Below are 25,939 nucleotides of genomic sequence, written 5' to 3'. Positions count from 1 at the left end.
GGCGGTCCTCGCGACCCGGTCTCAGACGGTCGAGAGAAGTATCTCCGCCAGCACCGCGGAGACGGTGCTCATCCGCGGTCGACGACCCGTGGTCGTGCTCCACCCGTGCAGGATCGCGGTCAGCGCCCCGATGAACGCGTTCAGACGCAGCTGTTGCTCCATCGGCGACCGCCGAGGCCTGTCGGGGTAGTGGACGCGGACGACCTGTCGCAGGAACGTCGCGAACTCCGCCCGCTTCTGCACCCGGTGCTCTTCGACGGCACTGCTGACTCCGACCGCGCACACGTACACGGTGGTGGCCCTGCGGCTGTCGAGCGCGATCGAGGTCATGAACGCCGTCATGGCACTGCCGGCCGCGGCCGCGGCGTCGGCATCGTCGGGAAGCGAGGCCAACGCCTCGCGCACTGCCTGCAATGCCTCGGACGTCACCATGTCGTAGGCGGCGATCAAGAGATCCTCACGACTGTCGAACTCGTCGTAGAACTGCCGACGGGACAGACCGGCTTCTCGACACAACTCCGTCACCGTGCTCTCTGCGTAGCTACGAGTTCCGAACACACTCACGGCGGCGGCGAGGAACTTCTCCCGCCGCTCCAGACGGCGAGCCTCCAGCGACACTCCTGCGTACGTACGGTCTGGCGCAAAGTCTGCCGACGAAGTCACATAGGCGGTTCTACCAGTTCGTCAGATCCTCCCGCAGCCTCGGCGGCCGGTGCAGGGCCTCAGCCGAGCACGGCCGACCACCCCACCGGCATCTCCGCATCAGTCGCGGAGCGCTCGACGGAGGTCTGACGTGTCGGCGAAGACGAGCATGCCATCGGAGGACTCGATCGCCCACCGTCGCGCCGGACCGCTCACCGACGTCACGCCGGCTGCGACGTCGTACATCTCACCGAAGTCGTCGATCACACGGCCGAGCGTCTCCCGCCCGCGATCGACCACGACGACGTCGTCGCCCACCTGAGGCTGCCATCCCATCCCGATCCCCTGTTCTCGGCGTGACGTCGACGAGTCCGTCTGCGGTTCCGGGCCCTCTCGGGTGGTGCGCCTCCCCAGGAGCCGCGAACGACGCCACCACGTTCGATGTCGAGGCATCGGCACTCCCGTTCGCTGAGCCGTCCACCGAGGACCGATACTGAAACATACCAGTCTCATATTGGCGTGCATCGTCCCGTACCGATGCACTGATGTGATACACATGCGTCCGACAGCTTCTCGACACCTGCACACCGGCTCCCTCCCCGGAAGACCCGCGCCGGGTCGACGACCGACGCTGTTCACCGCCCTGCGCTATGAAAGGCATCCGGTGTCCGACCGAGGCGACGCGCAGCGCGCGCACACTCTCCGACACGACGCGCTCCGCGAACACCTCCTCGAGGCCGGACTCTCGGTGATCGCCGACCATGGTTACGAGGGATCATCCGTGCCGCTCGTGTGCGCAGCGGCCGGAGTCACGCCCGCGCTGTTCCGCGAACTGTTCGGTGATCACGAGCGGTTCCTCCTGTGGGCATACATCAGCGTGCGGACACACGTACGGACGGCGGTCCTCGACGCTCTCACCGACACCGACGGTCGCCCGCTCCGCGTCCGCGCGGACGTGGCGATCAGAGCGGTCGCCGACTTCGTGGAGGCGGACACCCGGCGCGCACATGTGCTCTTCGTGGCCCGACACGGCGCGAGCCCGCTCATCGAGGTCGAACGCAGCCGAGAGCGACAGTGGTGGTCCGAGTACATCGCCGACCAGATCCGAGCCGAGCGCGGCGACTCCTCGCCACCTCCGGGCGGTTACGAGATCGCGACGGCAGGACTGGTCGGGGGCATGACGGAGGTTCTCACGACGTGGGCCTTCGCCGATCCGCGCCCGACGAAGGCACTCATCCACGAGAGCATGCACGCGATGCTCTCTGCGATCCTGCCGTGATCCGCCGTCGGGGCGGATCGGGCACCCAGGCGTCACGGTAAAAGTGGTATCGCAGAGTCTCACAATCAGTGAGAGGATCAGCTGAGGCACGAGAGAGCTCGAGGAGGTTCTTCCACCGAGCGGAGAGGAGATGGTCCACCATGGCTCGCAGACATCTGACCCAGGTCGTCGACGACCTGGACGGGTTGCCACTGCAGGAGTTCCAGACAATCCGTTGGTCTCTGGACGACACGCACTACGAGTTCGACACCTCACCGGCGAACGCCCGCGCATTCCGCAGTACGATCACGCGACACCTCGCCGTGTCACGCAAAGTCGCGGATCGGGTCGCGTCCACGGTGGAACCGTCGTCGGACGCCGGCACCGTTCGCCGGTGGGCGCGAGACAACGGCGTGCCCGTCGGCGCGCGGGGCCGCCTCCCTTCTGCCGTCGTGGATGCCTACCACGCGGCCCGATCTGGGTGACCGCCTGTGATGGGCACGGCGATCTGTCCGACCAGCGAACCGCCGGCGGTTCATCTCCTCGATCAGATGTGTACGAGCCCGGAACACCTGCGGACGTGACCGTTCCGGACACCGGCTCGACCTTCAGTGTCTGGATAGTCGAGATCGCCGGCGGCGACGAATCCGCTGTGTTCGGTGCGTTCATCTCGAAGTCCCGAGCCGACGCGGAGGCGGTCGCGCTGATGACGACCACCTATGCCCATGAATGGAGTCGCGTCGGAGTGGCGACACCTATTCCCGACCGTGCAGGGTTCGCGACCGATCAGCACTGGATCGAGGCTGTGCTCGCCCACTGGCAACGCCTCGACAGCGACGTGATGATCACCGTCGACGAGTGGCTCGTGAGCTGATCCGACAGGTGCCCGCGCCGGTGTGAGGGACCTGCCACCGCGCGCCGAGCGGGCACGTCATCGGGATCAGCGTGTGGGAACCAGACCCTCGAACGTCTCGTCCACCATGGCGGTGGTCAGGCCGTAGTCGGCGAGGTCGTAGTGGTGCTTCGGCGCACGGGGGCCGTTCTTGCTCTCGGCGTCCATCTCTGTGACCGCGGCGCGCGCGGCGTCGGTGAAACCGATCCCCGCCGCGGCGTAGATGCCCTCGACCACACCGACCGGATCACCGCGGAGATCGTCGAAGTCGACATCGACGAAATGACCTGCGTCGTGTCGTGATCGGGCGTCGGCGAAGCGGCGGAGTCCCCGCGACCACAGCTCGAGCTGCGTCCGGCCGATCGTCTCGCCGACGAACGTCGTCGACCAGCCCGCCGTCGCGCTCTCGGCGAGCGAACACATGGACGCGACGATGGTGCGCGGTGCGCGATGGGTCTGCACGATGACCGCATCGGGGTACACGGCGAGCAACTCGTCGATCGCGAACAGATGGCTGGGGTTCTTCAGCACCCAGCGCTTGTCGCGGTCCGGCGATCCGATCAGCTGCAGGTTGCGCTTGTGGCGCCGGTAGGCGTCGGTCCAGTCCTGCCCGTCGAGCCAGCGGGAGTAGCTCGGCAGATAGGCCAGCGATTCGTACGAGATCGACTTCAGGGTCTGCCGCAGCAACTGCCAGCACTCCTCGACGTCGCCGGCACTCATGTAGTGCAGACCCATGAACTCCGGGTTCTCGACGTGATGCTGTTCGAAGTTCGCGTTGATGGCCTGATAAACGGGATCGGAGTCCCACGTGTCGCGCGGCGGCCGCGGTTGCGGATACTCGGTCAGCCACATCTCCAACCCCTGGTGCCCGGGGTCGGCGGTGAGGAGGCGGTGCAGTGCCGTCGTGCCCGTACGAGGTAGACCCGTGACGAAGATCGGCCGCTCCACGGGGATCTCGGCGTGGTCGGGATGGTCGGTGAACGCTTTCTCGCTGAGAAGCCGTGCGACGAGCGCACCCTTGAGGAAGAACCGCGACATCTTGCTGCCGAGTTCGGTGAGGCCGGCCTCCGACCGGTAGGACTCGAGCAGGACACCCAACGCCTCGACGGGGTCGTCGACGCCGAAGTCGTCGAGGCCGGTGGCGCGTGACGCGGAGGCGTGCAGGTCCTCGACGGTCCCGACATCGGTGCGTCCACTCATGGTGTCCTCCTCGGTGTTCGCGGGCGTGCTGCCCGCCTCAGCTGTGGTACTCGCCGCAGTTGACGTCGAGGATCTGGCCGGTGATCGCACTCGCCCAGTCCGATGCGAGGAACACGACGGCCCGCGCGATCTCGTCCGGTTCAGGCAGGCGCTTGAGATCCGACTTCTTCGCGGTGTCGGCGTAGACGTCGTCGGGCGAGATGTCGTACTTCTTCGCGATCTCACCGAAGTACCACTTCAGCTGGTCGTCCCAGATGTAGCCGGGAGCCACGCTGTTCACCCGGATCGCGCGCTCCCCCAGTTCGGTGGCGAGCGTCTGCGACATGGCGAGCAGCGCGGCCTTGGCGAGCTTGTAGCTGCCGTAACGCGGTTCACTGTGCCGGAGGACCATCGAGTTGATCATCACGACCGCGCCTGACGTCGCCGCCAGAGCGTCGCTGAACGCCTTCGTGACACGCAGGCCGCCCACCACGGTGAGGTCGAGGCTGTCGGAGATCTGCTGGAAGTCCGTGCGCGCGAGCGGTTTCATGGAGGGCAACGCGAACGCGTTGTTGACCAGCGCGTCGACGCGACCGAACCCCTCGACTGTCGCGTCGACGAGATGCTGCACCTGTGCGTCGTCGGTGATGTCGGTCGGGACGACCAGCGATCGTCCACCGGCTGCGTCGATCTCGTCGGCGACGCTCCGCAGACGCTCCTCGGTCCGAGCGGCGAGGACGACCGACGCGCCGGCGTGCGCCGACTGCAGGGCGATCGACCGGCCCAGTCCCGGACCGACGCCGCTGACGACGACGACCTTGTCGTCGAGAAGGCCGCTCATCCGAGCATCCGATCGGCGAAGGCGCGTTGGCGGGCAGCGATCCGGTCACGCCATCCGTCGGAGTCGATGGTGTTGGACTCGTGGAACGGGAGGTGGTCGGCGATCTCGTCCACGCCGACGACGACAGCGGTGGGACCGGCGGTCACCGGGCCGTCGACCCGTTGCCAACGGAGCTGCATGATGCCCCGCCTGCGCCCTGTCGTCTCGATCCAGTTCGCCACACCCGGGTCGCGCTGCGACACCACCATCCGGATCATCCCGTCCGGGTCGACCTGTGCCTGATGGGAGTTGAGGCTCGTCTGGTGGTTGACGTAGTCGAGCGAGATGTACCACAGGCTGCCGAGCTGGAAACCCTGATACGGGGCGTCCGACCGAGGGACCGTGATGACGATCGCCTGGTCGTCGGTGAGGTCGAAGTGCCCGACCGACGAGTACTGCGTCGCCAGCCCACCCGGGGTCTGCCGCGGCTCGGTGAGCGTGTTCACCGGCAGGTCGAGGTAGAACCACTTCGGGAAGTTGAACCAGGTGTCGATGCGGGACAGCAGCATCTTCCCGGCGACCCGATACCGCTTGCGCAGCAGCGTCATGTCCGGCTCGACGGGCGCGGTGCCGGCGGTGTCGATCCGTTCGATCGCGATGGAGCCCCGCGAGGCGGTCCAGTCCGAGTAGACCTCCCGGACCGCGAGGGTCGTCGCACCGTCGGGCAGGACGACATGGTCGGTGCCGGGGGTGCCGGCCGCCTCGGGGCCGAGGGTGAACGCGAAGGTGCCGTCGTGACCGATGGTGAGGCGGCGGTCGTCGAAGGCCGTGTCACCGTCGGGGACGGTGTCGGCGTCGTAGTGTCCGGCGATCACCTGGAAGCTGAGATCGGCTGTGGTGCCGCGGCGCCCGCGGACGAGATAGCGGCCGTCGGGCTCGAGATCGGCGCTCCAGTAGAGGGTGTCGGGGTTGTCCAGACCCATCTTCGTCCACGGCCCGGTGGCGGTGACGAAGTACGGGTGACTGTGGTTGCGCGCCCACGCGAGCTGCATGACGGCCTGGATGCATTGCGCGAGATAGGTGTATCCCTCCGCGCGATCGATGTCGGAGCGGATGAAGTCGGCCGACGCGATGCGCCGCTCGGCCTCGGCGATCGCCGCGGACAGGCCCGCGGTGAGGTCCGCCTCGTCCGTCGCGGGCGCCGTCGTCTCGGGCGCGCTCAGAGCCATGTGTCGCCTCCGGTCCAGGTGAGGAAGTTCTCGAGTTCGGCCTGCGCCGGGGTCACGCGCGGATGTTCGGTGGAGAGGTACCCGCCCCGGTAGAACAGCAGCGGCTTGTCCTGCAACACCTCCCCCAACGTCTGCACGCGTCCGATGGCGACGAAGTGGTCACCACCGTCCTCCACCCGCTCGAGGGTGCAGTCCACCCAGGTCAGGCTGCGCTTGATGACGGGCAGGCCGGTCGGCGACGGATCCCATTCGACGGTCCGGAACTTGTCGTCCCCGGGTGCGCCGAACACCGCACTCACCTGCTGCTGGTGGTTCGACAGGACGTTGACGCAGAAGCGCCCCGTCGACTCGATGACCTTCCAGCTGCGGGACGTCTTCTGCGGACAGAACAGGACCAGGGGCGGGTCGAGGGACAGCGCGGCGAACGACTGGCAGGCGAACCCGACCGGCTGCCCCGCGTCGTCGAGTGTGGTGATGACCGTGACGCCGGTGCAGAACTGGCCCATCGCGGTCCGGAACTGGCGGGGGTCGAAGTCGTCGGTACCCCGTGAGACATGGGTCATGGCAGCGGGCTCAGGAACTCTTCAGTCCCACCGAGAAGTCGTGGCCCCACAGACTCACCGCGGTGCTCTCCCGAGCCACCCATGCGTTGTCGTCGACGGTCCTTCCCTCACATCCGAACTCGACGTCGAAACCGCCGGGTGTCTTCATGTAGAAGGACAGCATCAGGTCGTTGACGTGGCGGCCCAGGGTCGCCGACATCGGGACCTTCTTGCGCAGGGCTCGGTCGTGGGCGAGGCCGACGTCGTCGGAGTTCTCGACCTCGACCATGAGGTGGACGATGCCGGTGCTGTTCGGGATCGGCAGGAACGCCAGACTGTGATGGCGCGGGTTGCACCCGAGGAACCGCAGCCACGGCACCTCGTCGCCCTCGTTGCGACCGACCGCCTGGGGTGGCAGGCGCATCGAGTCGCGCAGCTTGAACCCGAGGACGTCGCGGTAGAAGTCGAGTGCCGCGCGGTCGTCGTCGGTGGTGAGGACGACGTGACCGAGCCCCTGTTCCTCGGTGACGAACCGGTGTCCGTAGGGACTGACGATGCGCCGATGCTGCAGTGCCACACCGTGGAACGCCTCCAGGACGTGCCCACTGGGATCGGAGAAGACGATCATCTCGACGACCTGGCGATCGACGAGTTCCTCGTCCTTGGCCTCGCGGTACACCACGCCGGCCGCCGACAGGCGGTCGCGGACATCCTGCAGCGCCGCGGCGTCCGGGCACTCCCATCCGGCGGACGCGAGCCTGTCGTGCTCGCCGGGGACGATGACCAGTCGGGCGGGGAAGTCGTCCATGCGCAGGTAGAGCGCACCGTCGACGGCACCCTTGCCCTCGATCATGCCGAGGACCTTGAGTCCGTACTCCCGCCACGCGGCGACGTCGGTGGCCTCGATCCGCATGTATCCGAGGGAGGAGATGGGGCAGGACGCAGTCGTCATGGGGAGAACCGTTCCGATCGATGTGATGCGGTGTGTGCCGTGTCCGTCTGAGCGCGAGGCGCCTCAGACCATGGTGTCCGTCTGAGCGCGAAGCGCCTCAGACCATCGTGTCACCGATCGGGATGCCGAACTCGCCGTTGGCGAATGCCTGATAGGCACGTTCGGCGTCGTTCGCGGCATGGACCCGGCCGGCGTGGGCGTCGCGCCAGAAGCGTTGCAGCGGCTGGTCGCTGTCGAGGGCACGGGCGCCGGCCGCCTCGAACAGTCGGTCGATGGCGGAGATCGATCGCTGCGACGCGCGCACCTGGTCGCGGCGGGCGCGCAGGCGCATCTCCATCGGCACCTCCTGACCGGCGAGGATGCAGTCGTATTCGTCCTGCACGTTGCCCGACAGCTGGCGCCATGCGGCGTCGATGTCGCTGGCGGCCTCGGCGATCCGGACCTTGCCGAAGGGATCGTCCTTCGCCTTCTCGCCCGCGTACGCGGCGCGGACACGCTTGCCCTGCGCCTCGACGTGCGCGGCGTAGGCGCCGTAGCCCATGCCCACCACGGGGGCGGAGATGACCGTGGGATGGACGGTGCCCCAGGGCATCTTGTAGACCGGGGCGGTGTTGTTCCCGAGTCCGGGCGCTGTGCCCATGGCCATGTCGCGGAAGCTGAGCATGCGGTGCGACGGGACGAAGGCGTCCTTCACGACGAGGGTGTTGGAGCCGGTCCCCTTGAGCCCGGAGACGTGCCAGACGTCGCGGATCTCGTAGTCGCTGCGGGGCAGCAGGAAGCTGACGAAGTCGACCGGGATGCCGTCCTTGATGACCGGGCCGCCGACGAACGTCCACTGTGCGTGATCACACCCCGACGACCAGTGCCACTCACCGTTGACCTTGTAGCCGCCGTCGACGACCTCGCCCATGCCCATCGGGGCGTAGGAGGAGCCGATGCGTGTGGTGGGGTCCTCGCCCCAGACCTCGTTCTGCGCCTGCTGGGGGAACAGTGCGAGGTGCCAGTTGTGGATCCCGAGGATCGAGGAGACCCACCCGGTCGATCCACACGCGCTCGCGATGCGACGGACCGCCTCGTAGTAGGTCACCGGGTCGACCTCGTAGCCGCCCCACTGGGCGGGCTGGACCAGCTTGAAGAACCCGACCTCGTCCAGGCTCGTGATGGTCTCGACCGGGATGCGGCGCTGGTCCTCGCACTCCTGCGCGCGCTTCTCGATCTCCGGGAGCAGGGCGGTGATCCTCTCGAGAACCTCCACGCCGGCCTCACTCCGCTGCGACATTGCCTGAACTCCTCGGTGTCGGGGCTGTACGATGAGCAATATTAGAACACGTTCTCATTCGTGTCGAGGCCTGCGCGTTTGGCGTCGTCACAGGGAGAAACGTAGCGATGCCAGTGGCGTCGAAACGTCGATTTTTGTAACGTGTTCTCGTATCGAGACGAGCGTCGGCGAACTGTCGGCGACGAGCAGGAGGAGAGGCGATGACCACATCGCACGACGACGTGGCGGTCCGTGAGATCGACACCGGCACGCCGCCGACACGCTTCGCCCGCGGGTGGCACTGCCTCGGTCTGCAGTCGGAGTTCACCGACGGTGCACCGCATGCGGTGCACGCCTTCGGCACCAAGCTCGTCGTCTGGGCCGACGGCGACGGCGAGATCAAGATCCTCGACGCGTACTGCCGGCACATGGGCGGCGACCTGTCCCAGGGCAGCGTCAAGGACGGCAACGTCGCCTGCCCGTTCCACGACTGGCGCTGGAAGGGCAACGGCCGCTGCGCCGGCGTCCCCTACGCCAAGCGGACACCGAAGCTGGCGAAGACTCGGGCCTGGCCGACGATGGTCCGCAACGGTCAGGTGTTCGTCTACAACGACCCCGAGGGCGACCCGCCGCCCGAGGACGTCGTGATCCCCGAGATCGCCGAGTTCGGCACCGACGAGTGGACCGGGTGGACCTGGAACCGCATCGTCATCGAGGGCGCGAACTGCCGCGAGATCATCGACAACGTCGTCGACATGGCGCACTTCTTCTACATCCACTACGCCCTGCCCGACTACTTCAAGAACGTCTTCGAGGGCGAGACCGCCGCGCAGTACATGAACTCGCGCGGTCGGCCCGACATCGAGCTGACGTCGGCCTACGGCGACAGCTACCTGCGGTCGATCGCGGCGTACTACGGGCCGTCCTACATGCTCAACCCGATGCACCAGACCTACGGCGAGTACGCGATCGAGACCATCCTCACCAACTGCCACTACCCGATCGACAACAACTCGTTCGTGCTGATGTTCGGCGTGATGGCGAAGAAGCCGGCCGGCCTCACCGCCGACCAGGCCGCCGGGATGGCGGCCAAGATCGCCGAGGGCGTCGAGGTCGGGTTCCTGCAGGACGTCGAGATCTGGAAGCACAAGAGCCGCATCGACAACCCGCTCCTCGTCGAGGAGGACGGCGCGGTCTACCAGCTCCGCCGGTGGTACGAGCAGTTCTACGTCGACAAGGCCGACGTCACCGAGGAGATGACGCAGCGGTTCGAATACGAGATCGACACGACCAAGGCCCTGGAGAACTGGGGTGTCGAGATCGAGGACAACCTGCGCCGCAAGGCCGCCGGCGAGGACACCGAGGCGTCGGTGCGCGCCGAACAGGACAAGCTGCGGTCCACCAACGACGCGGCGAAGGTCTGAGGTCGTCGTGACCGGCCGTTCGACGTCACCGACCGTCGAGTCGCAGGGCTGGGCGAAGGCACCGACCTTCGCCGACGACCCCGCGCGGCGGGAGTCGGTGCGCGAACACACCCGTCGCGACCGGGCGCACTACCTCGACGGCGGCCTGCACGAGATCGAGTGCCGCGCCTGCCATGCCTGTGTGCTGGTGAAGAAGACGTCGCCGTCGCAGACCAGCGTCCAGTGGACGGCGGCGGCGCGGGCGTCGTGCACCGAGCTGCGATCGGTGCGGGACGCCGGCGGGAACCCCGCCATGACCCCGACGTGCGGTCGGTTGTCGGCGAGCATCGACCACGGCGTCGCCGAGGGCATCATCCCGCCGCACGGGCCGTCGGACGACCCGGACGGATACCTCTAGCGGATCGGGTCGTCTGCGCGCGATGATTTCTCGCGATCGTCCCGGTCTGTACCGGTGACATGTCCCGACGCGAGAGGACCCGACGATGACCGACTACTCCGCGCCCCCCGGCGCACCGATCTGGTTCGACCTGATGAGCTCCGATCCCGCCCGCGCGGCGTCGTTCTACGGCGCCCTGTTCGGTTGGGAGGTCGAGCCGCCGCGTGAGGAGTTCGGCGGCTATCAGAACTTCACCCACCACGGTCGTCGTATCGCGGGCATGAGCCCGGTGATGGACGGGGCAGGTGTGCCGTCCGACGTGTGGTCGGTGTACCTGCACACCACGGATGCCGCCGCGACCATCGCGGCCGCCGAGAAGGCCGGCGCGCAGGTGATGTTCCCGCCGATGGCGGTCGGGACCGAGGGGACCATGGCGATCGTGACCGACCCCGCCGGCGCGGCGATCGGGTTCTGGCAGCCCGACTCCCACCTCGGCTTCACCTCGTGGGGCGAGCACGGTGCGCCCTACTGGTTCGAGTGCCAGTCGAAGGATTACGACGCGTCCGTGACGTTCTACACCACCGTCGCCGGCGCGTCGGCTCTCGAGGTCGGCACCGGCGGCGCCGAGGGAGCGCAGGGTCCCGAGCGCTACTCCCAGCTGATGTTCGGGGAGATGGGCTATGCCGGGATCATGGACGCAACAAAGGTCTTCCCGCCGGAGGTGCCGTCGTTCTGGCAGTTCTACATCACGGTCGACGACGTCGCCGCCGCCACCGCAGCGGTCTCCGAACTCGGCGGCGAGGTGATGATGGGCGGTGAGGAGACCCCGTTCGGCACCCTCGCCGCCGCGAAGGACCCCATGGGTGCCGTCTTCTGCTACGCCTCACCCCCACCCGGGATGTGACCCGGGAGCCCGATCTTGTGTACTTCTCGTGATCGTTTCCCCAGGTCGCGGTCACGAGAAGTACACATCACCCCCGGCGTGGAGCCGATCTGGCGGCATTCGCCTCCAACAGATCTCCGCTCGTGACGACGCGGTCGCTGCACTCGACGTCATGACGCGATCCCGCCCCGATCTGCCTGCGCTCATGCGCACGGAACTCAGGACGTGGGAGAACCACTGGGGTGTCGACACGGCCCATCGGGCGACACGGCTGATCGACCCCGCAGCCGAATCACCCTGGGAGACGCGGCTACGCCTGGGTGTCGTCGACGCCGAGCTCGACGGATGGATCTGTCAGTGGGAGGTGTTCGGTGGTCGCTATCGGCTGGACATGGCCTGGCCACGGTGGAAGGTCGCGGCGGAGTACGACGGCGCACACCACCGTGACGGGGGCAGCACGCCGACGACGTCGAGAGGTGGAATGCCCTCCGCGCCGACGGATGGATCGTCTTCCCCGCGACGGCGCGCATCCTCACGCGTGGCCGGGAGGTCTACTTCCACCGGCTGCGCCACGCGCTGGTATCCCGCGGCTGGACTCCCGACCTCGCCGCCTGACGCCCGAAGTGTCTAGAAACCGCGACATCCACCTGGGCGAACAGTCACGAGAACTACACAAGACCGGGAAGAGCGTTGGCGTCCTGCTTCTTCTTGAGTTCGAGGGCGATGTCGATGAGTTGGTCCTCCTGGCCGCCGACGAGTTTGCGGGCGCCCGCCTCGAGAAGGATGTCGGCGACCTTGACGCCGTACTTGTCGGCGTGGCCCTCGGCGTGTTTGAGGAACGAGCTGTAGCAGCCCGCGTACCCCATCATCATCGCGGCACGATCGACCAGACACTCGGTCGGCATGATGGGCGCGACGACATCCTGTGCGGCGTCGGCGATCGTCGCGAAGTCGATACCCGTGCGGATGCCGAGCTTGTCGCACACCCCGACGAACGCCTCGACCGGCGTGTTGCCCGCACCGGCACCGAACCGCCGGACCGAACCGTCGATCTGCTGTGCGCCGGCGCGGATCGCCGCGATCGAGTTGGCGACGGCGATGTCGAGGTTCTCGTGACCGTGGAACCCGATCTGCGCGTCGTCACCGAGCTCGGCACGCAGTGCCGCAACCCGATCCGACACCTGCTCGAGCACCAGCGCCCCCGCCGAATCCACCACGTACACACATTGACAGCCCGCGTCGGCCATGATCCGTGCCTGCGCCGCGAGCACCTCCGGCGGCTGGCTGTGACTCATCATGAGGAACCCGACCGTCTCCAACCCCAACTCGCGGGCCAGCCCGAAGTGCTGGATGGAGACGTCGGCCTCGGTGCAGTGCGTCGCGATCCGACAGATCGACGCACCGTTGTCCTGCGCGGCACGAATGTCGTCCTTCACCCCCAGCCCGGGCAGCATCAGGAACGCGATCTTCGCCGTCGTCGCCGTCTCCACCGCAGCCTTGATCAACTGCTGCTCCGGGGTCTTGGAGAAGCCGTAGTTGAACGACGACCCACCCAAACCATCACCGTGCGTCACCTCGATGACCGGCACACCCGCACCATCCAACGCCGCGACGATGTCGCGGACATTCTGCTCGGTGAACTGATGCCGCATGTGGTGGCTGCCGTCGCGCAGCGACGAATCGGTCACCCGAATGTCGAGGGTGTCGCTGAACGCGCGCGCGTTCGCCATCAGATCCGTGCTCACCGGGGCGGTGCTCATGCGGGGACTCCCAACTTCTGCTTGGCCAGCTCCTCGCCGACCTTGGTCGCGGCGGCGGTCATGATGTCGAGATTCCCCGCGTACGGCGGCAGGAAATCCCCCGCACCCTCCACCTCGACGAAGATCGAGACCCGCGCCATGCCACCGTTGACCACACTCGGCGGATCGAACTGTGGATCCTGCAACAGGCGGTAGCCGGGCACATAGGACTGGATCTCTTTCTCCCGACGGTGGATCGACTCGGCGATCGCATCGGTGTCCGCATCATCAGGGATCGCGCAGAAGATGGTGTCGCGCATGATCATCGGCGGATCCGCCGGGTTCAGGATGATGATCGCCTTGCCCCGGGTCGCGCCACCGATCGTCTCCACACCTCGCGACGTGGTCTTGGTGAACTCGTCGATGTTCGCCCGCGTCCCGGGCCCCGCCGACACCGACGCCACCGAGGCGACGATCTCCGCATACGGCACCGGCACCACGCTCGACACCGCATGCACCATCGGGATCGTCGCCTGACCACCGCACGTGATCATGTTCGTGTTCGGCTTGTCCAGATGCTCCCGCAGATTCGCCGGCGGCACCACCGCAGGACCCACCGCCGCCGGCGTGAGGTCGATCGCCGTGATCCCCGCCGCCTCATAGCGCGGCGCGTACTCACGATGCACATACGCCGAGGTGGCCTCGAAGATCAGATCCGGCAGCTCCGACGAACCCAACAGCTCGTCCGCACCACCCGACATCGTGATCAACCCATGATCGGCGGCACGCTTCATACCCTCGGAATCGGCATCGATACCCACCATCCACCGCGGCGAGATCACCTCCGACCGCTGCAGTTTGTACATCAGATCGGTCCCGATGTTCCCCGACCCGATGATGGCCGCGGTGACCTTGTCCGGCACTGTGCCTCTCCTACCCTGCTCGTGGATGTCGCTGGTCTGTCGCTGGGTGTTCGTCAGCGGAAATCGATGCTGACGCTGCCGAGCCCGGTGAACTCAGCGCGGAAGTGGTCGCCGGCACGGATGTCGATCGCACGCGTCGCCGTGCCCGGGAGGATCACATCGCCCGCCTTCAACCGCACCCCGAACGAATCGACCTTGCGAGCCAGCCACGACACGGCGTTCAGCGGGTTGCCCAGCACCGCCGACGAATTGCCCTTCGCGACGACCTCGCCGTTGCGTTCGAGGACGGCGTCGACGTCACCGACGTCGATCTCGTCGATCTCGACCCGCTCCTGCCCCAACACCCACCCCAACGACGACGCGTTGTCGGCGATCGTGTCGCACAAGGTGATCGACCAATCCCGGATCCGGGAATCGATCAGCTCGATCGCCGGGACCACCGCCGCGACCGCGTCGACCACGTCACCGTTCGTGCACGTGGCCCCGGGCAGGTCCTCTCCCAGCAGGAAGCCGACCTCCACCTCCACACGCGGGAAGCAGAACCGGCTCGCGTCGATCGGAGTGCCCTCGAAGTACTGCATGGTGTCCAGCAGATGGCCGTAGTCGGGCTCGTCGACACCCATCATCTGCTGCATCGCCTCCGACGCCAGCCCCACCTTGTGCCCGGCGATCCGCGCACCGGCCTCGAGCCGTCGACGGATGTTGATCAACTGGATCTCATAGGCGTCGACGACGTCCAGACCGGGATGCGCAGCCGTCGGCGGATCGATGGCGACGGCGGTCTGCTCGGCGCGCGCGAGGTCGTCGGCGATCGCCGCCCGGACATCGTCGGCGACCGTCATCTGCACTCCCTGCTGTCGTGGGCCGGGCCCGGGACCGGGCATCTCCCGCGGGTGGAGAACGGCCCACGGACTGGTATAACTGGCTCGAGCGGCAATTCTATAACGTGTTCTAGAAATGAGGGAAGGGCCACCCTATGACCAGCGACAACGCCCCCGCGGCTGCAGAGCTGCAGTCGGTCTACGACGTGGTCGTCGTGGGATCCGGCGCGGCCGGGATGAGCGCCGCGATCACGGCCGCCTCCCGTGGTCTGTCGACGGTGCTCATCGAGAAGGCGGCGTACTGGGGTGGGTCCACGTCACGTTCCGGTGGCGGCGTCTGGATCCCGAACAACTCCGTGTTGAAGCGCGACGGCGTGCAGGACACCGACGCCGCGGCCCGGCAATACGTGAAGTCGATCGTCGGCGACGTGGTGCCCGAGGAGAAGATCGACACCTACATCGACCGCGGACCCGAGGCACTCGACTTCCTCATCGACCACTCGGCGATCAACCTGGAGTGGGTCAAGAACTACTCCGACTACTACCCCGAGGCGCCCGGCGGTCGGGTGAACGGCCGCTCGTGCGAGCCGCGTCCGTTCGACACGCGCCGACTCGGCGCCGACGCGAAGACCATGCACCCGCCCTACACCAAGGCGCCGCTGAACGTGGTCGTCAAGCAGTCGGACTATCGGTGGATGAGCACCGGTCTCCGACACTGGCGCGGTCCGGTGAAGATGATGGCGGTCGGCATGCGCACCATGTCCGCGAAGATGACCGGCAAACGCATCGTCGGCATGGGCGCCGCACTCATGTCGGGCCTCCTGGTGGGGCTGCGCCGCGCGGGTGTCCCGATGTTCCTCGAGACCCCCCTGCTCGACCTGGTCACCGAGGACGACCGCGTCACCGGAGTCGTCGTCGAGCACCGCGGCGAGCGACGCACGGTCACCGCTCGGCGCGGAGTCGTGTTGGCGTGCGGCGGTTTCGAGCACAACGAGGAGATGCGTCGCAAGTACCAGCGCGAGCCGATCACGACCGAGTGGACCACCGGCGCACCGACCAACACCGGTGACGGCATCACCGCCGGCCTGAAACTCGGCGCGTCCGTCTCCTTCATGGAGGACGCATGGTGGGGACCGACGATCATGCTCCCCCGCGGGCCGTGGTTCGCGCTCGCCGAACGCTCGCTGCCGCGCAGCCTCATGGTGAACACCCGCGGTCGGCGCTTCATGAACGAGTCACTGCCGTATGTCGAGGCCGTCCACCGCATGTACGGCGGCGAACACGGGACCGGCGACGGGCCGGGCGAGAACGTGCCCGCGTGGCTCGTCTTCGACCAGGGATACCGGGACCGCTACCTCTTCGCCGGAGTGGCGGGGCGCCAACCACTCCCGAAGAAGTGGCTCGCCAACGGCAACATCGTCAAGGCGGACACGATCGCCGAGCTGGCCACGGCGATGGAGGTCCCCGCCGATGCTCTGCAGGCGACGATCGAGCGGTTCAACGGCTTCGCCAAGACCGGCGTCGACGAGGACTTCCACCGCGGTGAGAGCGGATACGACCGCTACTACGGCGACATCACGAACAAGCCCAACGCCGGCCTCGGCGAGCTGACCAAGGCGCCGTTCTGGGCCGTGAAGATGTTCCCGGGCGATCTCGGCACCAAGGGCGGCCTCGACACCGACACCGCGGGACGTGCGTTGCGTGCCGACGGCTCGGTCATCGAGGGGCTCTACGCCGCGGGCAACACCAGCTCGCCGGTGATGGGCCACACGTACGCCGGACCGGGCGCGACGATCGGGCCCGCGATCACGTTCGGGTACCTCGCCGCACTGGACATGGCGGACGCCACCTCCGACGCACGGGCCGTCTGATGCCGATCGACCTCGACGTCGCCGTCGGCGCCGACCTCGGCGAGCGGACGTTCTCGTGGACGGCATCGGATGTGGCGCTGTACAACCTGGCGGTGGGCGCGGCTCACGATCCCCTCGACGTGGAGGGTCTGCGGTACGTCGACGACCGCTCACCGAAGGTGTTGCCGACGTTCGCCGCCGTCGCGCGGGATCTCCACCAGGTGACGCCGCCGGCGGTGTCGTTCCCAGGGGTCGAGATCGACCTGGCGAAGGTGGTGCACGGGAGCCAGCAGGTCGTCGCGCACCGGCCGCTGCCGGCATCGGGAACGGCGACGACGCGGACGCGGATCGCCGAGATCCAGGACAAGGGTTCGGCGGCGGTGATCATCCAGGAGTCGGAGACCACGGACGAGTCCGGCACCCTGTTGTGGACCGCGCGTTCGGCGATCTTCGCCAAGGGAGAGGGCGGGTTCGGCGGAGATCGGGGCACGTCGACTCGTGTCGACTACCCCGACCGCTCTCCCGACCATGTGATCACCACACCGACGCGTCCGAATCAGGCACTGCTGTACCGGCTCTGCGGCGATCGCAACCCGCTCCACTCGGACCCGTCGTTCGCGGCGGGGGCAGGATTTCCGGCACCGATCCTGCATGGGCTGTGCACCTACGGGATGACCTGTCGGGCCATCGTCGACGAGGTGTGGGCGGGCGACACCGGCTCGGTCGCATCGTTCGGCGCGACCTTCGCCGGCGTCGTCTTCCCCGGCGAGACGATCCGGATCGCGGTGTGGGACCGCGGAACCGACCTCGTCGCGACGGCGTCTGCGGTGGACCGCGACGACGCACCCGTGTTGAGCAACGTCGTCGTCGGCCGAGTCACAGACTGAAGTTCAACGCCCCGTTCACACCCGCCGGGAAGAAGCCACCACGGTCCGCCGGCTTCGGATTCAGGTAGACGACGTTGAGGACCTGGAACGGCGTGCGCCCGAACGCGATCGCGTTCGAGTCCGTCGGCACCAGGTTGGCCATGCCGTTCCGCGTGATGCCCTGATCGTCGTCCTGGGGCCCGTCGAGACTGTCGCGCGCGGCCGAGATGGCGTTGGCCTCGGTGATGAGACCCTTGGTGTACAGGGTGGTCCGGATGATCCCGGCGTGATACGCCTCGACGGCGAGGATCCCCGCCGCGGCGTCGAGATAGGTCTTGTTCTGCACCAGAGGGGCAGCGCCCTTGTAGGCCGTCACGCCCACGTCCTCGAAGATGAACGACGCCAGGAGGAAGTTGTCCTCGTTGGCGAAGGCGTCGAACCGCTGGTTGCCGGTGATGAGCCCGGCTGCCTTGGCGGCTGCCGTGAAACTCGCGTCGAGGTCGATGGCGGGACGCGCGACGGCCGCGCCGCCGAGCGCCTTGCGCAGGAATGCGACGTGGTCGAGCTCGTCCTGGGCGATCTCCTTGGCGTAGGCCGCGACCGCGGGCGTCGTGAACGTCACCTTGCGACCGCCGGTCACCTGGCCGAAACGCCCCTTGCCCGGCAGCAGGTTCCCGGGCAGACCGGTGCCGAAGACTGCGCGGTGGTAGAACTCCGCCTCCAGGTACTCGAGGTTCAGCGCGAAGTTGAGGATCGCACCGTCGGTGATCGGACCCACCGGAGGCGGCACGAAGTCACCGGCCTGCGGCGGGATGGGCGGGCCACCCGCCTGGGCGACACCGGTACCGGCCACCATCGCAGCGGTCGCGCCGAGCCCGGTCAGGCCCGCCGCACGCATGAAGCGACGTCGATCGACCCCGTTCTCGGCACTGTTGGCGATCGCGGACGCGACGAATTTTCTGTCGAACATGCGGTTCCCCTGGGGATGGCAGGCGGGCGGGCGACCGGCCGCCATGACGAGACGCCCCGCTGCTCGAGGGTCACGAGAGGATGGGAACACACATCGCGTGCCATATCTCCGGAACTCTCGAAATATGGACAAAGTAGTCCGAATGATCGTTGATGTCGGTTCTCGTCCTGAGGCTCAGCGCGTGTGCAGCGCGATGAAGCCGTCGACCGCCGCGCGGGCGACCGCCTCGTAGTCGAACGACGGCAGCGTGCTGAGTCGGCCCATCGCCGGCGGACCCACGAGCAACGCCACCGCGGTCGCGCGATCGACGTCCCCGAACAGAGCCTCGGCCTCCGGGCTCGACAGCACCTCGTCGAAGGGGCGGAGGAACTGATCGGCCACACGCTCCCGCAGGGTGAGCATCTCGGTGCCCTCGCCGGCGCGGACTCGGTCGAGAGAGTCGGCGTCGAGGTCGACGCCGAGTGACAGCCAGGCGAGCACCGTGGTCGTCGCAGGTACCTCGGCGATGAGCCGGGCCTGGGACAGGACGAGTTCGGTGAGTCGTTCGCGCACCGAGCCCGTCGCCGGAGGTGTCGGCGCGGCAGGGATGACGACCGCGAACGCGGCGGCGACCAGTTCGGTGGCGCTCGCGAAATGACGGTAGAAGGTGGCGCGGGACACGTCGGCGGCGGCCACGACCGCATCGACGGTCACACCCGCGGGACCCGAGGCGCGCAGCAGTCCGGCGGCCGCGTCGACGAGCTTCGCCCGCGACTGCGCGGGACGCGGATCACTGCGCCGCATGGATGCCACCTCTCGACGTCCGATCACCGAGAGCATACGAGACTGTTAGTCTCAAAAATCTGAACCCCTCGGGGCGCAGACGGTCTCGTCGGCGGTCAGCCCATCGAGCCGACGACCAGCAGCATGCCGATCACGAGTCCGACGAGAGGGGCGAGCATGGCGACGATTCGCCAGAAGCGCACCGATGAACTGGAATTGGATGTGTCGCGGGGCAGGGTCGCGGCCATGATCACGGTTCCTTTCGCCCGGGGCTCCGTCGACCCGGGAATGAGTGATCTTGTGACTAGCGATAAAAAGAGTGACAGAAGTTACACACGATATGCAGTATTGCCGCCGCGTTTCGCGGTCACGATCACACAACGCGCGGGTCACGCCGGGCTGTCCGGGCGGGCGGGATGATGGCGACCGAGACCGATCTCCGCCCGACAGGATCCGACAGATTGTCTCTCCGTGACGTCTGGCTGATCGTCGTCGCGTGTTCGGCCCTGAGTGCCGTGGTGGCGGCGATGGCGTCGCTCAACATCGCACTCGCCGACATCGCGCCGGACATCGGGGCGTCGTCGACCGAGATCACCTGGCTGGTCGACGGATACACACTGACCCTCGCCGCCCTGCTGCTGCCGAGCGGAGCCCTCGGCGACCGCTTCGGACGGCGGGGGGTGCTCGTCGTCGGGCTCGTGGTGTTCGGCGGCGCCTCCGTGGCGGCCATCCTGCTCTCCTCGCCGGTGGAGATCATCGCGACACGGGTGATCGCCGGCGCCGGTGCTGCTCTGGTGATGCCGGCAACCCTGTCTCTCATCACCTCCGGCGTCCCGGAGAGCAAACGGCCGCTGGCAGTGAGCATCTGGGCGGGTGTGGCCGGTGGCGCAGCGATCCTGGGCTTCTTCGTCACCGGACTGCTTCTCGAGTTCTTCTCGTGGCACTCCATCTTCATCGCGTTCGCGATCGCCGCCGCGGTGATGGCGGTGCTGTCACTCACCATCGGCACCTCCCGCGATGCCGACCCACCCGCGTTCGACGTCCTCGGCGCCGTCGCCTCCGCGACCGCCATCGCCGCGATCGTGTTCGGGCTCATCGAGGGCCCGGTCCGGGGATGGACGGACCCACTGACACTCCTCGGGTTGATCGGCGGTGTCGCACTGGCGGGTGTGTTCGTCCTCCTTCAGCTGAAAGGAAGCCGCACTCTCCTCGACGTCCGTCTGTTCCAGCGCCCCGCATTCGGCGCGGGCTCGCTGGCGATAGCACTGCAGTTCGTCGGATCCTTCGGGGTGTTCTTCCTGATCCTCCAGCGATTCCAGCTGATCATGGGTTATTCACCCCTCAAGTCCGCTGTCGCGCTGGTGCCGCTCGTGGTCGTGGTCATGGTGACGTCGCTCGTCGGCAACTGGCTCGCCGTGCGCTACAGCTTCCGGGCCGTGCTCCCCACCGGCATGTTCCTGTTCGGCGTCGGGATCATCGTCATCGGTGCGTACGACTCCGACGACTATTGGGTGATCACCGCGCAACTCGGGCTGATGGCGCTCGGGCTCGGGCTGGGAACGGCACCCGCCACCACCGGGATCATGGTGTCCACCCCCGCCGACAACCAGGGCGTGGCCTCGGCGGTCAACGACACCTCCCGCGAACTCGGCGCGGCCATCGGTATGGCGTTGGCGGGCAGCATCGTCGCCGCGGGGTTCACCTCGCGGATCGCCACCACGGTGGACACAGCTCGCGAGCAGCTGCGCGGGCTGGCCGGTCAGCTCAGCGCAACGGGTCGGGTCGCCGAGGGGCAGGCGATACTCGGCCAGATCGACAGCGTGACCGATCGGGTGGGCAGGTCGCTGGCAGAGGCCACGGCGGTTGCCGACCAACTGCGCGAGCGCATCCCGGGCCCGGTCGCCGACACCATCTCGGCCGGCGCCCGCGAGGCGTTCCTGGCCCCGATGAGTCAGGCCTACATCGTGCTCGGCTCGATCGCCGTGGTCGGGTCACTCGTGCTCGCCGTGTGGACACCCACCCGCATGCCCGCCGCGCAGGACGCCGCCCCCATCGACACCGGTACGCCGACCCCGAGAAGGAACTGACGCACCGCACCCGCCCACTCGACGTCCGTGCCCGCCCACTCGACGTCCGTTCCCGCCCACTCGACGTCCGTACCCGCCCACTCGACGTCCGGGGTCCGGGGTCCGGGGGAAGCGGGATCCCGCGGGTGGGGCGGCCGGCTCGGCTAAGGGGTCGTCTCGCCCTCGAGTGCCGAGGTCGCCGTGCTGTTCGCCCACCGGTAGTCGGCTTTGCCGGCCGGGGTGCGCTTGACGGCGTCGACGGCGACGACCAGTCGGGGCACCTTGTACCCGGCGAGGGTCTCCCGGCAGTGGGCCTGCAACTCCTCGGTCGTCGGTGGCCGGACACCGTCGGGTGCGGAGATCACCGCGGCCACCTTCTGACCGAACCGCTCGTCGGGAACACCGACGACCAGGACGTCGTGCACTCCCGGGTGAGCCTGGACGGCGGCCTCGACCTCCTCGGGGAAGACCTTCTCCCCGCCGGTGTTGATGCACCCCGATCCGCGACCGAGGAAGACGATGCTGCCGTCGGACTCCAGACGGCCCATGTCGCCGAGGATCGCCGCCCGTCGACCGTCGGAGAGCGTCACGAAGGTCCGCTCCGACTTCTCCGGATCCTTGTAGTAGCCCAGCGGGACCCGTCCCACGCGGGCGATGTACCCGATCTCGTCGGACCCCGGCTCCACCGGCGTGAGGGTCTCGTCGAGGACCGTCATCCCCGGGCTCGGCGCCGACCGCAGCGTCCCGTGCTCGTCGATGAACAGCTCACCGTCGTTGCCGGTCTCCGAGGCGCCGAAGTTGTCCCGGAACCACAGGTCGGGCTTGACCGCTCGCATCCGTTCGCGCACCGACGTCGACCAGATCGCGCCGCCGTTCGTGATCGACATCAGCCCGGCGACGTCGAGCGTGCCCTCCGCCTGGCGGCGCTCCATCTCCTCGACGAGGGGCGCCCCCATGCCGTCACCGACGATGAGGATGATCTGCACACCGTTGTCCGCGGTCGCGTCGAGGACCTTCGCGGCGACGAAATCCCGTTGCAGGACCAGGCGTCCGCCGTTGATGAAGAACATGAACATCGAGTAGATCGCCGCGCCGTGCATCAGCGGTGCGGCGAGCAGGAACGACAGCGGGGCGAACGTGCTCGCGTTGTGGGCGATGGCCGCGAGGTCCCGCAGCGGTTCGGGCCCATAGGGATTGCCGCCGGACAGCGGCTTGTGGAAGAAGTCGTCGTGGCGCCACATGACGCCCTTCGGGTAACCGGTGGTGCCGCCCGTGTAGAGCAGGTAGAGCTGATCGCCGCTGCGGACGGGGAAGTCCCGTGCGGTGCTCTGCCCGTCGAGATCGACGGCGACCACCGACACGTCCCCCGCCAGGGCGGCGAGCTCGTCGACGATCTCGCCCACGACGAGGACCGACCGCACCCGGCTGCCGGACAGCACTGACGCCAGCGTGCGCTGATGCTCCGGGAGTTCGACGAACACCGCGGTGGCGTCGGCGTTGTCGAGGATGTAGGTCAGCTCGGTCGGCGTGTACCGGTAGTTGACGTTGACCGCCGTCGCGCCGATCTTCAGCAGCGCGACCATCGCGTAGACGTGTTCGAGGCTGTTCTTCAGGTAGAGCGCGACGTGATCGCCGGGACCGATCCCCTGGGACTGCAGGAGATGTCCCATGGCGTTGGCGCGCTCGTCGAGTTCCCGGTAGGTGACGTCGGTCCCCTCGTACCCGATCGCGGCCCGGTCGGGGACGGCGTCGGCAATGGCCTCGAAGATGTCGCCGAGGTTGAAGTCCGTCTCGACCTCGCCGGACCCGGGGACGGTCGTGGGGGGCAGTGTTGTGTCGGTCATCGTGTGAGAACCAATCCGCTCGTGGGGACTCCGGTACCGGCCGTGACGACGGCGCGTTGGGCGTCGGGGACCTGGTTGACCGAGGTCCCCCGCAGCTGTCGGACGGCCTCGGCGATGCCGTTCATCCCATGGATGTAGGCCTCACCGAGCTGACCGCCGTGGGTGTTGAGCGGCAGCCGCCCACCCACCTCGAGCGCGCCCGGCTCGCGGACGAGGTCCTTGGCCTCACCGCGACCGCAGAACCCGAGTTCCTCCAGCTGCATGAGGGCGTACGGGGTGAAGTGGTCGTAGAGGATCGCGACGTCCATGTCGTCGGGTCGCAGACCGGACTGCTCCCAGAGTTGCCGTCCGACGAGACCCATCTCCGGCAGACCCGCGAGGTCGTCACGGTAGTAGCTGGTCATGATGTACTGGTCCTGCCCGCTCCCCGACGCCGCACCGGCGATCCGGACGGGCGTGTGCGCCAAGTCCTTCGCCCGTTCCGGCGAGGTGATCACCAGCGCCACACCGCCGTCGGACTCCTGGCAGCAGTCGAGGAGGTGGAGCGGCTCGGCGATCCACCGTGAGTTCTGGTGGTCCTCCAGCGTGATCGGCTTGCCGTGGAAGAAGGCGTTCGGGTTGACCGCCGCATGCTTGCGGTCGACGACGGCGACGCGACCGAAATCCTCGCTCGTGACACCGAAGTCGTGCATGTACCGCTGCGCGACCATGGCGACGAACGCGGCCGGGGTGGAGAGGCCGTGCGGATAACTGAACGCGTTGTCGGTGCCCGACGAGTTGTCCTGTGCGGCGAGCCCGGCGTTGACCTGGCCGAACCGCATCCCCGACCGCTCGTTGAAGGCGCGGTAGGCCACCACCACGTCCGCGACGCCGGTCGCCACCGCCATCGCAGCCTGCTGCACGGTGGAACACGCTGCGCCACCGCCGTAGTGGATGCGCGAGAAGTACGTCAGCTCCCCGATCCCGGTGGCGCGTGCGACGGCGATCTCGGTGTTGGTGTCCATCGTGAACGAGACCAGACCGTCGACGTCGGCCGGTGTGAGACCGGCGTCGGCGACGGCCGCGGTGACGGCCTCCGCCGCGAGTCGGAGTTCACTGCGACCGGAGTCCTTGGAGAAGTCGGTCGCGCCGACCCCGACGATCGCCGCGGCGCCGGACAACGGGCCCGTCATGCGGATGCTCCTGCCGTGTGGTCCAGCACCACGGTGACCGTCGACGTGACGTGCTTGCCGAGCGCGTTGGTGCCGACGACGTCGACCGTCGCGACACCGTCGTCGAGTGCGGTCACCGTCCCCGACAGCACCACCGTGTCGTAGGCGTACCAGGGCACCCCGAGACGCAGCGTGATGGAACGGATCTGAGCGCGCTGTCCGGCCCAGTCGGTGACGAAGCGCCCGACGATGCCGGTGTCGGTGAGGATGTTGACGAAGATGTCCTTCGACCCCTTCGCCTGTGCGAGATCCCGATCGTGGTGCACGTCCTGGAAGTCCCGGGTGGCCAGGGCCGTCGAGACGATGAACGTCGGTGTCGCCTCGATCCGCAGCTCGGGCAGCGTGTCCCCCACGGCGACGGCGGGCGGGGCTGTCGGGACGGTCATCGCTGTCCTCCGGTGTCGTCGGCACGCCACGCGTACAGGGTCCAGGGCCCGTCGGCACCGGGCGGCCCGTCGGGATCGGCGGGGAAGTCGAGGAATTCGACCTGCACCGGCATCCCGATCCGCACGGACTCGGGATCCGATCCACGGAGCTGACCCAGCATGCGCACTCCCTCGTCGAGTTCCACCAGGGCGACGACGAACGGCAGGGAGCGCCCGGGGACGCGCGGGGCGTGGTGGACGACGAAGCTGTGCACGACGCCCGTCCCGGCGGCGACGACGTGCTCCACGGGATCGCCGGGAGCAGCCCAGAGCGCAGGCACGGGCGGGTGCACGAGGGAACCGTCGGGGCGCTTCTGGATGCGCAGCTCGTGGGCGGCGACACCCTCCCAGAAGAACGCGGTGTCGCGGGATGCACTGGGACGGATCATCGTCGCAGGATCGAGGTCGTCGGTGTCCGCGCCCAGGGAGGACACGATGCCGGTGCGGGCGTCGGCGGTCGTGGCGGCCGGGGGCCGGAACTTGAGGATGCGGAAGTCCATCTCGGCGACGACCTCGTCGCCGACGCGCCAGACGTTGCGGGTGGTGAAGAACCACCCCTCGCCCAGGCCGGTGGTCTTGGGTCCGACGACGTCGGTCAGCTCCGCCGAAAGCGTCACCTCCTCCCCGGGACGCAGGTAGCGGTGGTAGGTCGAGTCGCAGTTGGTGGCGACGACAGAGGTGTACCCGGCCTCGTCGAACAGCGCGGACGCGGCGCCGAGCGGGTCGCCGTCGGTGCGCTGCCCGTGCAGGCCGCGCATCGTCCAGACCTGCGCCATCGCCGGTGGGGCGACAACGCCGTCCCAGCCCGCCGAACGGGCGGCGGTCTCGTCGGAGTAGATCGGGTTGGCGTCGCCGATCGCCTCCGTCCAGTTCGCGATCATCGGCGCGTTGACCGGATCTCGGCCGGACACCGGGGCCCCGGCGCCGCGTCCGCGGATGGCGTCGGTCTCGGTCCGGATGCGGTCGGCCTCGGTCGGGGCCGCCGTCTCGTGGTGCAGTGTCACGCC

Annotated in this window: 27 protein-coding genes; 9 read left to right on the top strand and 18 right to left on the bottom strand. The window is 68.0% G+C overall.

Translation table 11 applies throughout. The features are described 5' to 3' along the window. Positions 1-21: 21 nt before the first annotated feature. Together ACXVUM_RS11640 and ACXVUM_RS11635 are read right to left on the bottom strand one after the other, a co-directional pair. Positions 22-618: a TetR/AcrR family transcriptional regulator gene (locus tag ACXVUM_RS11640; RefSeq protein ID WP_458521943.1), complete on the bottom strand. Its 597-nt coding sequence runs from the start codon at positions 616-618 to the stop codon at positions 22-24. 144 nt (positions 619-762) lie between these two features. Further along, complete coding sequence (locus ACXVUM_RS11635; protein WP_458521942.1) at positions 763-978, bottom strand: hypothetical protein; 216 nt, start codon at positions 976-978, stop codon at positions 763-765. A 328-nt stretch (positions 979-1,306) separates the two neighbouring features. On the opposite strand from ACXVUM_RS11635, the gene ACXVUM_RS11630 reads away from it, so the two are divergent. The 3 genes from ACXVUM_RS11630 to ACXVUM_RS11620 all read left to right on the top strand — a co-directional run bounded on the left by ACXVUM_RS11630 (position 1,307) and on the right by ACXVUM_RS11620 (position 2,774). Beyond that, entirely contained in the window at positions 1,307-1,921 is a 615-nt protein-coding gene (locus ACXVUM_RS11630) for a TetR/AcrR family transcriptional regulator (protein ID WP_458521941.1), read from the top strand. Between the two features lie 140 nt (positions 1,922-2,061). Then, positions 2,062-2,385, top strand: a complete 324-nt coding sequence (locus ACXVUM_RS11625; RefSeq protein ID WP_458521940.1) for a histone-like nucleoid-structuring protein Lsr2 — start codon at positions 2,062-2,064, stop codon at positions 2,383-2,385. Between the two features lie 95 nt (positions 2,386-2,480). Then, complete coding sequence (locus ACXVUM_RS11620) at positions 2,481-2,774, top strand: hypothetical protein (protein WP_458521939.1); 294 nt, start codon at positions 2,481-2,483, stop codon at positions 2,772-2,774. Positions 2,775-2,840: 66 nt separating this feature from the next. Here the strand turns inward: ACXVUM_RS11620 and ACXVUM_RS11615 are convergent, their stop codons facing one another. The 6 genes from ACXVUM_RS11615 to hsaA form a co-directional block, all read right to left on the bottom strand. Further along, the gene (locus tag ACXVUM_RS11615; protein WP_458521938.1) at positions 2,841-3,992 is read right to left on the bottom strand and encodes a sulfotransferase family protein; all 1,152 of its coding nucleotides are present in this window, start codon (positions 3,990-3,992) and stop codon (positions 2,841-2,843) included. 37 nt (positions 3,993-4,029) lie between these two features. After that, positions 4,030-4,812 carry an SDR family oxidoreductase gene (locus ACXVUM_RS11610; RefSeq protein WP_458521937.1) on the bottom strand — a complete coding sequence of 261 codons (783 nt, stop codon included), beginning with the start codon at positions 4,810-4,812 and terminating at the stop codon, positions 4,030-4,032. Next, positions 4,809-6,020: a hypothetical protein gene (locus tag ACXVUM_RS11605; RefSeq protein ID WP_458521936.1), complete on the bottom strand. Its 1,212-nt coding sequence runs from the start codon at positions 6,018-6,020 to the stop codon at positions 4,809-4,811. Before ACXVUM_RS11605 ends, ACXVUM_RS11610 begins: the two co-directional genes overlap by 4 nt. Next, entirely contained in the window at positions 6,011-6,583 is a 573-nt protein-coding gene (hsaB, locus tag ACXVUM_RS11600) for a 3-hydroxy-9,10-secoandrosta-1,3,5(10)-triene-9,17-dione monooxygenase reductase subunit (protein ID WP_458521935.1), read from the bottom strand. The genes ACXVUM_RS11605 and hsaB overlap by 10 nt, the downstream gene beginning before the upstream one ends. A gap of 10 nt (positions 6,584-6,593) precedes the next feature. Then, a complete protein-coding gene (gene hsaC / locus ACXVUM_RS11595; RefSeq protein ID WP_458521934.1) occupies positions 6,594-7,514 on the bottom strand; it encodes an iron-dependent extradiol dioxygenase HsaC in 921 nt (306 codons plus the stop codon). A 97-nt stretch (positions 7,515-7,611) separates the two neighbouring features. After that, on the bottom strand, positions 7,612-8,793 hold the full coding sequence (gene hsaA / locus ACXVUM_RS11590) for a 3-hydroxy-9,10-secoandrosta-1,3,5(10)-triene-9,17-dione monooxygenase oxygenase subunit (protein WP_458521933.1): 1,182 nt from the start codon (positions 8,791-8,793) through the stop codon (positions 7,612-7,614). Positions 8,794-8,993: 200 nt separating this feature from the next. Between hsaA and ACXVUM_RS11585 the strand changes: the two genes are divergently transcribed. The 3 genes from ACXVUM_RS11585 (at position 8,994) to ACXVUM_RS11575 (ending at position 11,476) form a co-directional block, all read left to right on the top strand. Next, the gene (locus ACXVUM_RS11585; protein ID WP_458521932.1) at positions 8,994-10,196 is read left to right on the top strand and encodes a Rieske 2Fe-2S domain-containing protein; all 1,203 of its coding nucleotides are present in this window, start codon (positions 8,994-8,996) and stop codon (positions 10,194-10,196) included. Between the two features lie 7 nt (positions 10,197-10,203). Next, positions 10,204-10,593: a hypothetical protein gene (locus ACXVUM_RS11580; RefSeq protein WP_458521931.1), complete on the top strand. Its 390-nt coding sequence runs from the start codon at positions 10,204-10,206 to the stop codon at positions 10,591-10,593. Positions 10,594-10,678: 85 nt separating this feature from the next. Continuing rightward, positions 10,679-11,476, top strand: a complete 798-nt coding sequence (locus ACXVUM_RS11575) for a VOC family protein (RefSeq protein WP_458521930.1) — start codon at positions 10,679-10,681, stop codon at positions 11,474-11,476. Between the two features lie 647 nt (positions 11,477-12,123). Here the strand turns inward: ACXVUM_RS11575 and dmpG are convergent. The 3 genes from dmpG to ACXVUM_RS11560 are packed head-to-tail and all read right to left on the bottom strand — an operon-like array spanning position 12,124 to position 14,959. After that, on the bottom strand, positions 12,124-13,215 hold the full coding sequence (dmpG, locus tag ACXVUM_RS11570) for a 4-hydroxy-2-oxovalerate aldolase (protein WP_458521929.1): 1,092 nt from the start codon (positions 13,213-13,215) through the stop codon (positions 12,124-12,126). Then, positions 13,212-14,117 (bottom strand): acetaldehyde dehydrogenase (acetylating), encoded by a 906-nt coding sequence (locus tag ACXVUM_RS11565; protein WP_458521928.1) that lies wholly within the window; start codon positions 14,115-14,117, stop codon positions 13,212-13,214. The genes dmpG and ACXVUM_RS11565 overlap by 4 nt, the downstream gene beginning before the upstream one ends. Positions 14,118-14,170: 53 nt before the next feature. Beyond that, positions 14,171-14,959: a 2-keto-4-pentenoate hydratase gene (locus ACXVUM_RS11560; RefSeq protein WP_458521927.1), complete on the bottom strand. Its 789-nt coding sequence runs from the start codon at positions 14,957-14,959 to the stop codon at positions 14,171-14,173. A gap of 134 nt (positions 14,960-15,093) precedes the next feature. Between ACXVUM_RS11560 and kstD the strand changes: the two genes are divergently transcribed. After that, the gene (kstD, locus tag ACXVUM_RS11555) at positions 15,094-16,809 is read left to right on the top strand and encodes a 3-oxosteroid 1-dehydrogenase (RefSeq protein WP_458521926.1); all 1,716 of its coding nucleotides are present in this window, start codon (positions 15,094-15,096) and stop codon (positions 16,807-16,809) included. After that, positions 16,809-17,675, top strand: a complete 867-nt coding sequence (locus ACXVUM_RS11550) for a MaoC/PaaZ C-terminal domain-containing protein (protein ID WP_458521925.1) — start codon at positions 16,809-16,811, stop codon at positions 17,673-17,675. The genes kstD and ACXVUM_RS11550 overlap by 1 nt, the downstream gene beginning before the upstream one ends. Here the strand turns inward: ACXVUM_RS11550 and ACXVUM_RS11545 are convergent. The 3 genes from ACXVUM_RS11545 to ACXVUM_RS11535 form a co-directional block, all read right to left on the bottom strand. Beyond that, on the bottom strand, positions 17,665-18,624 hold the full coding sequence (locus ACXVUM_RS11545) for a ferritin-like domain-containing protein (RefSeq protein WP_458521924.1): 960 nt from the start codon (positions 18,622-18,624) through the stop codon (positions 17,665-17,667). The genes ACXVUM_RS11550 and ACXVUM_RS11545 overlap by 11 nt on opposite strands. Before the next feature lie 174 nt (positions 18,625-18,798). Beyond that, entirely contained in the window at positions 18,799-19,407 is a 609-nt protein-coding gene (locus tag ACXVUM_RS11540; RefSeq protein ID WP_458521923.1) for a TetR/AcrR family transcriptional regulator, read from the bottom strand. 95 nt (positions 19,408-19,502) lie between these two features. Continuing rightward, complete coding sequence (locus ACXVUM_RS11535) at positions 19,503-19,634, bottom strand: hypothetical protein (protein ID WP_458521922.1); 132 nt, start codon at positions 19,632-19,634, stop codon at positions 19,503-19,505. 213 nt (positions 19,635-19,847) lie between these two features. On the opposite strand from ACXVUM_RS11535, the gene ACXVUM_RS11530 reads away from it, so the two are divergent. After that, positions 19,848-21,473 (top strand): MFS transporter, encoded by a 1,626-nt coding sequence (locus ACXVUM_RS11530; protein WP_458521921.1) that lies wholly within the window; start codon positions 19,848-19,850, stop codon positions 21,471-21,473. A 143-nt stretch (positions 21,474-21,616) separates the two neighbouring features. Here the strand turns inward: ACXVUM_RS11530 and ACXVUM_RS11525 are convergent, their stop codons facing one another. The 4 genes from ACXVUM_RS11525 to ACXVUM_RS11510 are packed head-to-tail and all read right to left on the bottom strand — an operon-like array spanning position 21,617 to position 25,936. Continuing rightward, positions 21,617-23,296 (bottom strand): AMP-binding protein, encoded by a 1,680-nt coding sequence (locus ACXVUM_RS11525; protein ID WP_458521920.1) that lies wholly within the window; start codon positions 23,294-23,296, stop codon positions 21,617-21,619. Beyond that, on the bottom strand, positions 23,293-24,468 hold the full coding sequence (locus ACXVUM_RS11520) for a lipid-transfer protein (RefSeq protein WP_458521919.1): 1,176 nt from the start codon (positions 24,466-24,468) through the stop codon (positions 23,293-23,295). Before ACXVUM_RS11520 ends, ACXVUM_RS11525 begins: the two co-directional genes overlap by 4 nt. Then, positions 24,465-24,893 carry a MaoC family dehydratase gene (locus ACXVUM_RS11515; protein ID WP_458521918.1) on the bottom strand — a complete coding sequence of 143 codons (429 nt, stop codon included), beginning with the start codon at positions 24,891-24,893 and terminating at the stop codon, positions 24,465-24,467. The genes ACXVUM_RS11520 and ACXVUM_RS11515 overlap by 4 nt, the downstream gene beginning before the upstream one ends. Continuing rightward, complete coding sequence (locus ACXVUM_RS11510; RefSeq protein WP_458521917.1) at positions 24,890-25,936, bottom strand: bifunctional MaoC family dehydratase N-terminal/OB-fold nucleic acid binding domain-containing protein; 1,047 nt, start codon at positions 25,934-25,936, stop codon at positions 24,890-24,892. Before ACXVUM_RS11510 ends, ACXVUM_RS11515 begins: the two co-directional genes overlap by 4 nt. Positions 25,937-25,939: the final 3 nt, after the last annotated feature.

This window comes from Williamsia sp. SKLECPSW1, from assembly GCF_054332755.1.
This window is presented reverse-complemented; position numbering and strand designations above follow the sequence as displayed.

What these genes read in the sequence shown, in the direction of transcription:
- ACXVUM_RS11550 (WP_458521925.1), top strand. Translation starts at nt 16,809, where the DNA reads ATGCCGATCGACCTCGACGTCGCCGTCGGCGCCGACCTCGGCGAGCGG.
- ACXVUM_RS11615 (WP_458521938.1), bottom strand. Translation starts at nt 3,992, where the DNA reads ATGAGTGGACGCACCGATGTCGGGACCGTCGAGGACCTGCACGCCTCC.
- dmpG (WP_458521929.1), bottom strand. Translation starts at nt 13,215, where the DNA reads ATGAGCACCGCCCCGGTGAGCACGGATCTGATGGCGAACGCGCGCGCG.
- ACXVUM_RS11525 (WP_458521920.1), bottom strand. Translation starts at nt 23,296, where the DNA reads ATGACCGACACAACACTGCCCCCCACGACCGTCCCCGGGTCCGGCGAG.
- ACXVUM_RS11560 (WP_458521927.1), bottom strand. Translation starts at nt 14,959, where the DNA reads ATGACGGTCGCCGACGATGTCCGGGCGGCGATCGCCGACGACCTCGCG.
- kstD (WP_458521926.1), top strand. Translation starts at nt 15,094, where the DNA reads ATGACCAGCGACAACGCCCCCGCGGCTGCAGAGCTGCAGTCGGTCTAC.
- hsaA (WP_458521933.1), bottom strand. Translation starts at nt 8,793, where the DNA reads ATGTCGCAGCGGAGTGAGGCCGGCGTGGAGGTTCTCGAGAGGATCACC.
- ACXVUM_RS11625 (WP_458521940.1), top strand. Translation starts at nt 2,062, where the DNA reads ATGGCTCGCAGACATCTGACCCAGGTCGTCGACGACCTGGACGGGTTG.
- hsaC (WP_458521934.1), bottom strand. Translation starts at nt 7,514, where the DNA reads ATGACGACTGCGTCCTGCCCCATCTCCTCCCTCGGATACATGCGGATC.
- ACXVUM_RS11515 (WP_458521918.1), bottom strand. Translation starts at nt 24,893, where the DNA reads ATGACCGTCCCGACAGCCCCGCCCGCCGTCGCCGTGGGGGACACGCTG.
- ACXVUM_RS11585 (WP_458521932.1), top strand. Translation starts at nt 8,994, where the DNA reads ATGACCACATCGCACGACGACGTGGCGGTCCGTGAGATCGACACCGGC.
- ACXVUM_RS11535 (WP_458521922.1), bottom strand. Translation starts at nt 19,634, where the DNA reads ATGGCCGCGACCCTGCCCCGCGACACATCCAATTCCAGTTCATCGGTG.
- ACXVUM_RS11610 (WP_458521937.1), bottom strand. Translation starts at nt 4,812, where the DNA reads ATGAGCGGCCTTCTCGACGACAAGGTCGTCGTCGTCAGCGGCGTCGGT.
- ACXVUM_RS11545 (WP_458521924.1), bottom strand. Translation starts at nt 18,624, where the DNA reads ATGTTCGACAGAAAATTCGTCGCGTCCGCGATCGCCAACAGTGCCGAG.
- ACXVUM_RS11575 (WP_458521930.1), top strand. Translation starts at nt 10,679, where the DNA reads ATGACCGACTACTCCGCGCCCCCCGGCGCACCGATCTGGTTCGACCTG.
- ACXVUM_RS11635 (WP_458521942.1), bottom strand. Translation starts at nt 978, where the DNA reads ATGGGATGGCAGCCTCAGGTGGGCGACGACGTCGTCGTGGTCGATCGC.
- ACXVUM_RS11605 (WP_458521936.1), bottom strand. Translation starts at nt 6,020, where the DNA reads ATGGCTCTGAGCGCGCCCGAGACGACGGCGCCCGCGACGGACGAGGCG.
- ACXVUM_RS11540 (WP_458521923.1), bottom strand. Translation starts at nt 19,407, where the DNA reads ATGCGGCGCAGTGATCCGCGTCCCGCGCAGTCGCGGGCGAAGCTCGTC.
- hsaB (WP_458521935.1), bottom strand. Translation starts at nt 6,583, where the DNA reads ATGACCCATGTCTCACGGGGTACCGACGACTTCGACCCCCGCCAGTTC.
- ACXVUM_RS11520 (WP_458521919.1), bottom strand. Translation starts at nt 24,468, where the DNA reads ATGACGGGCCCGTTGTCCGGCGCCGCGGCGATCGTCGGGGTCGGCGCG.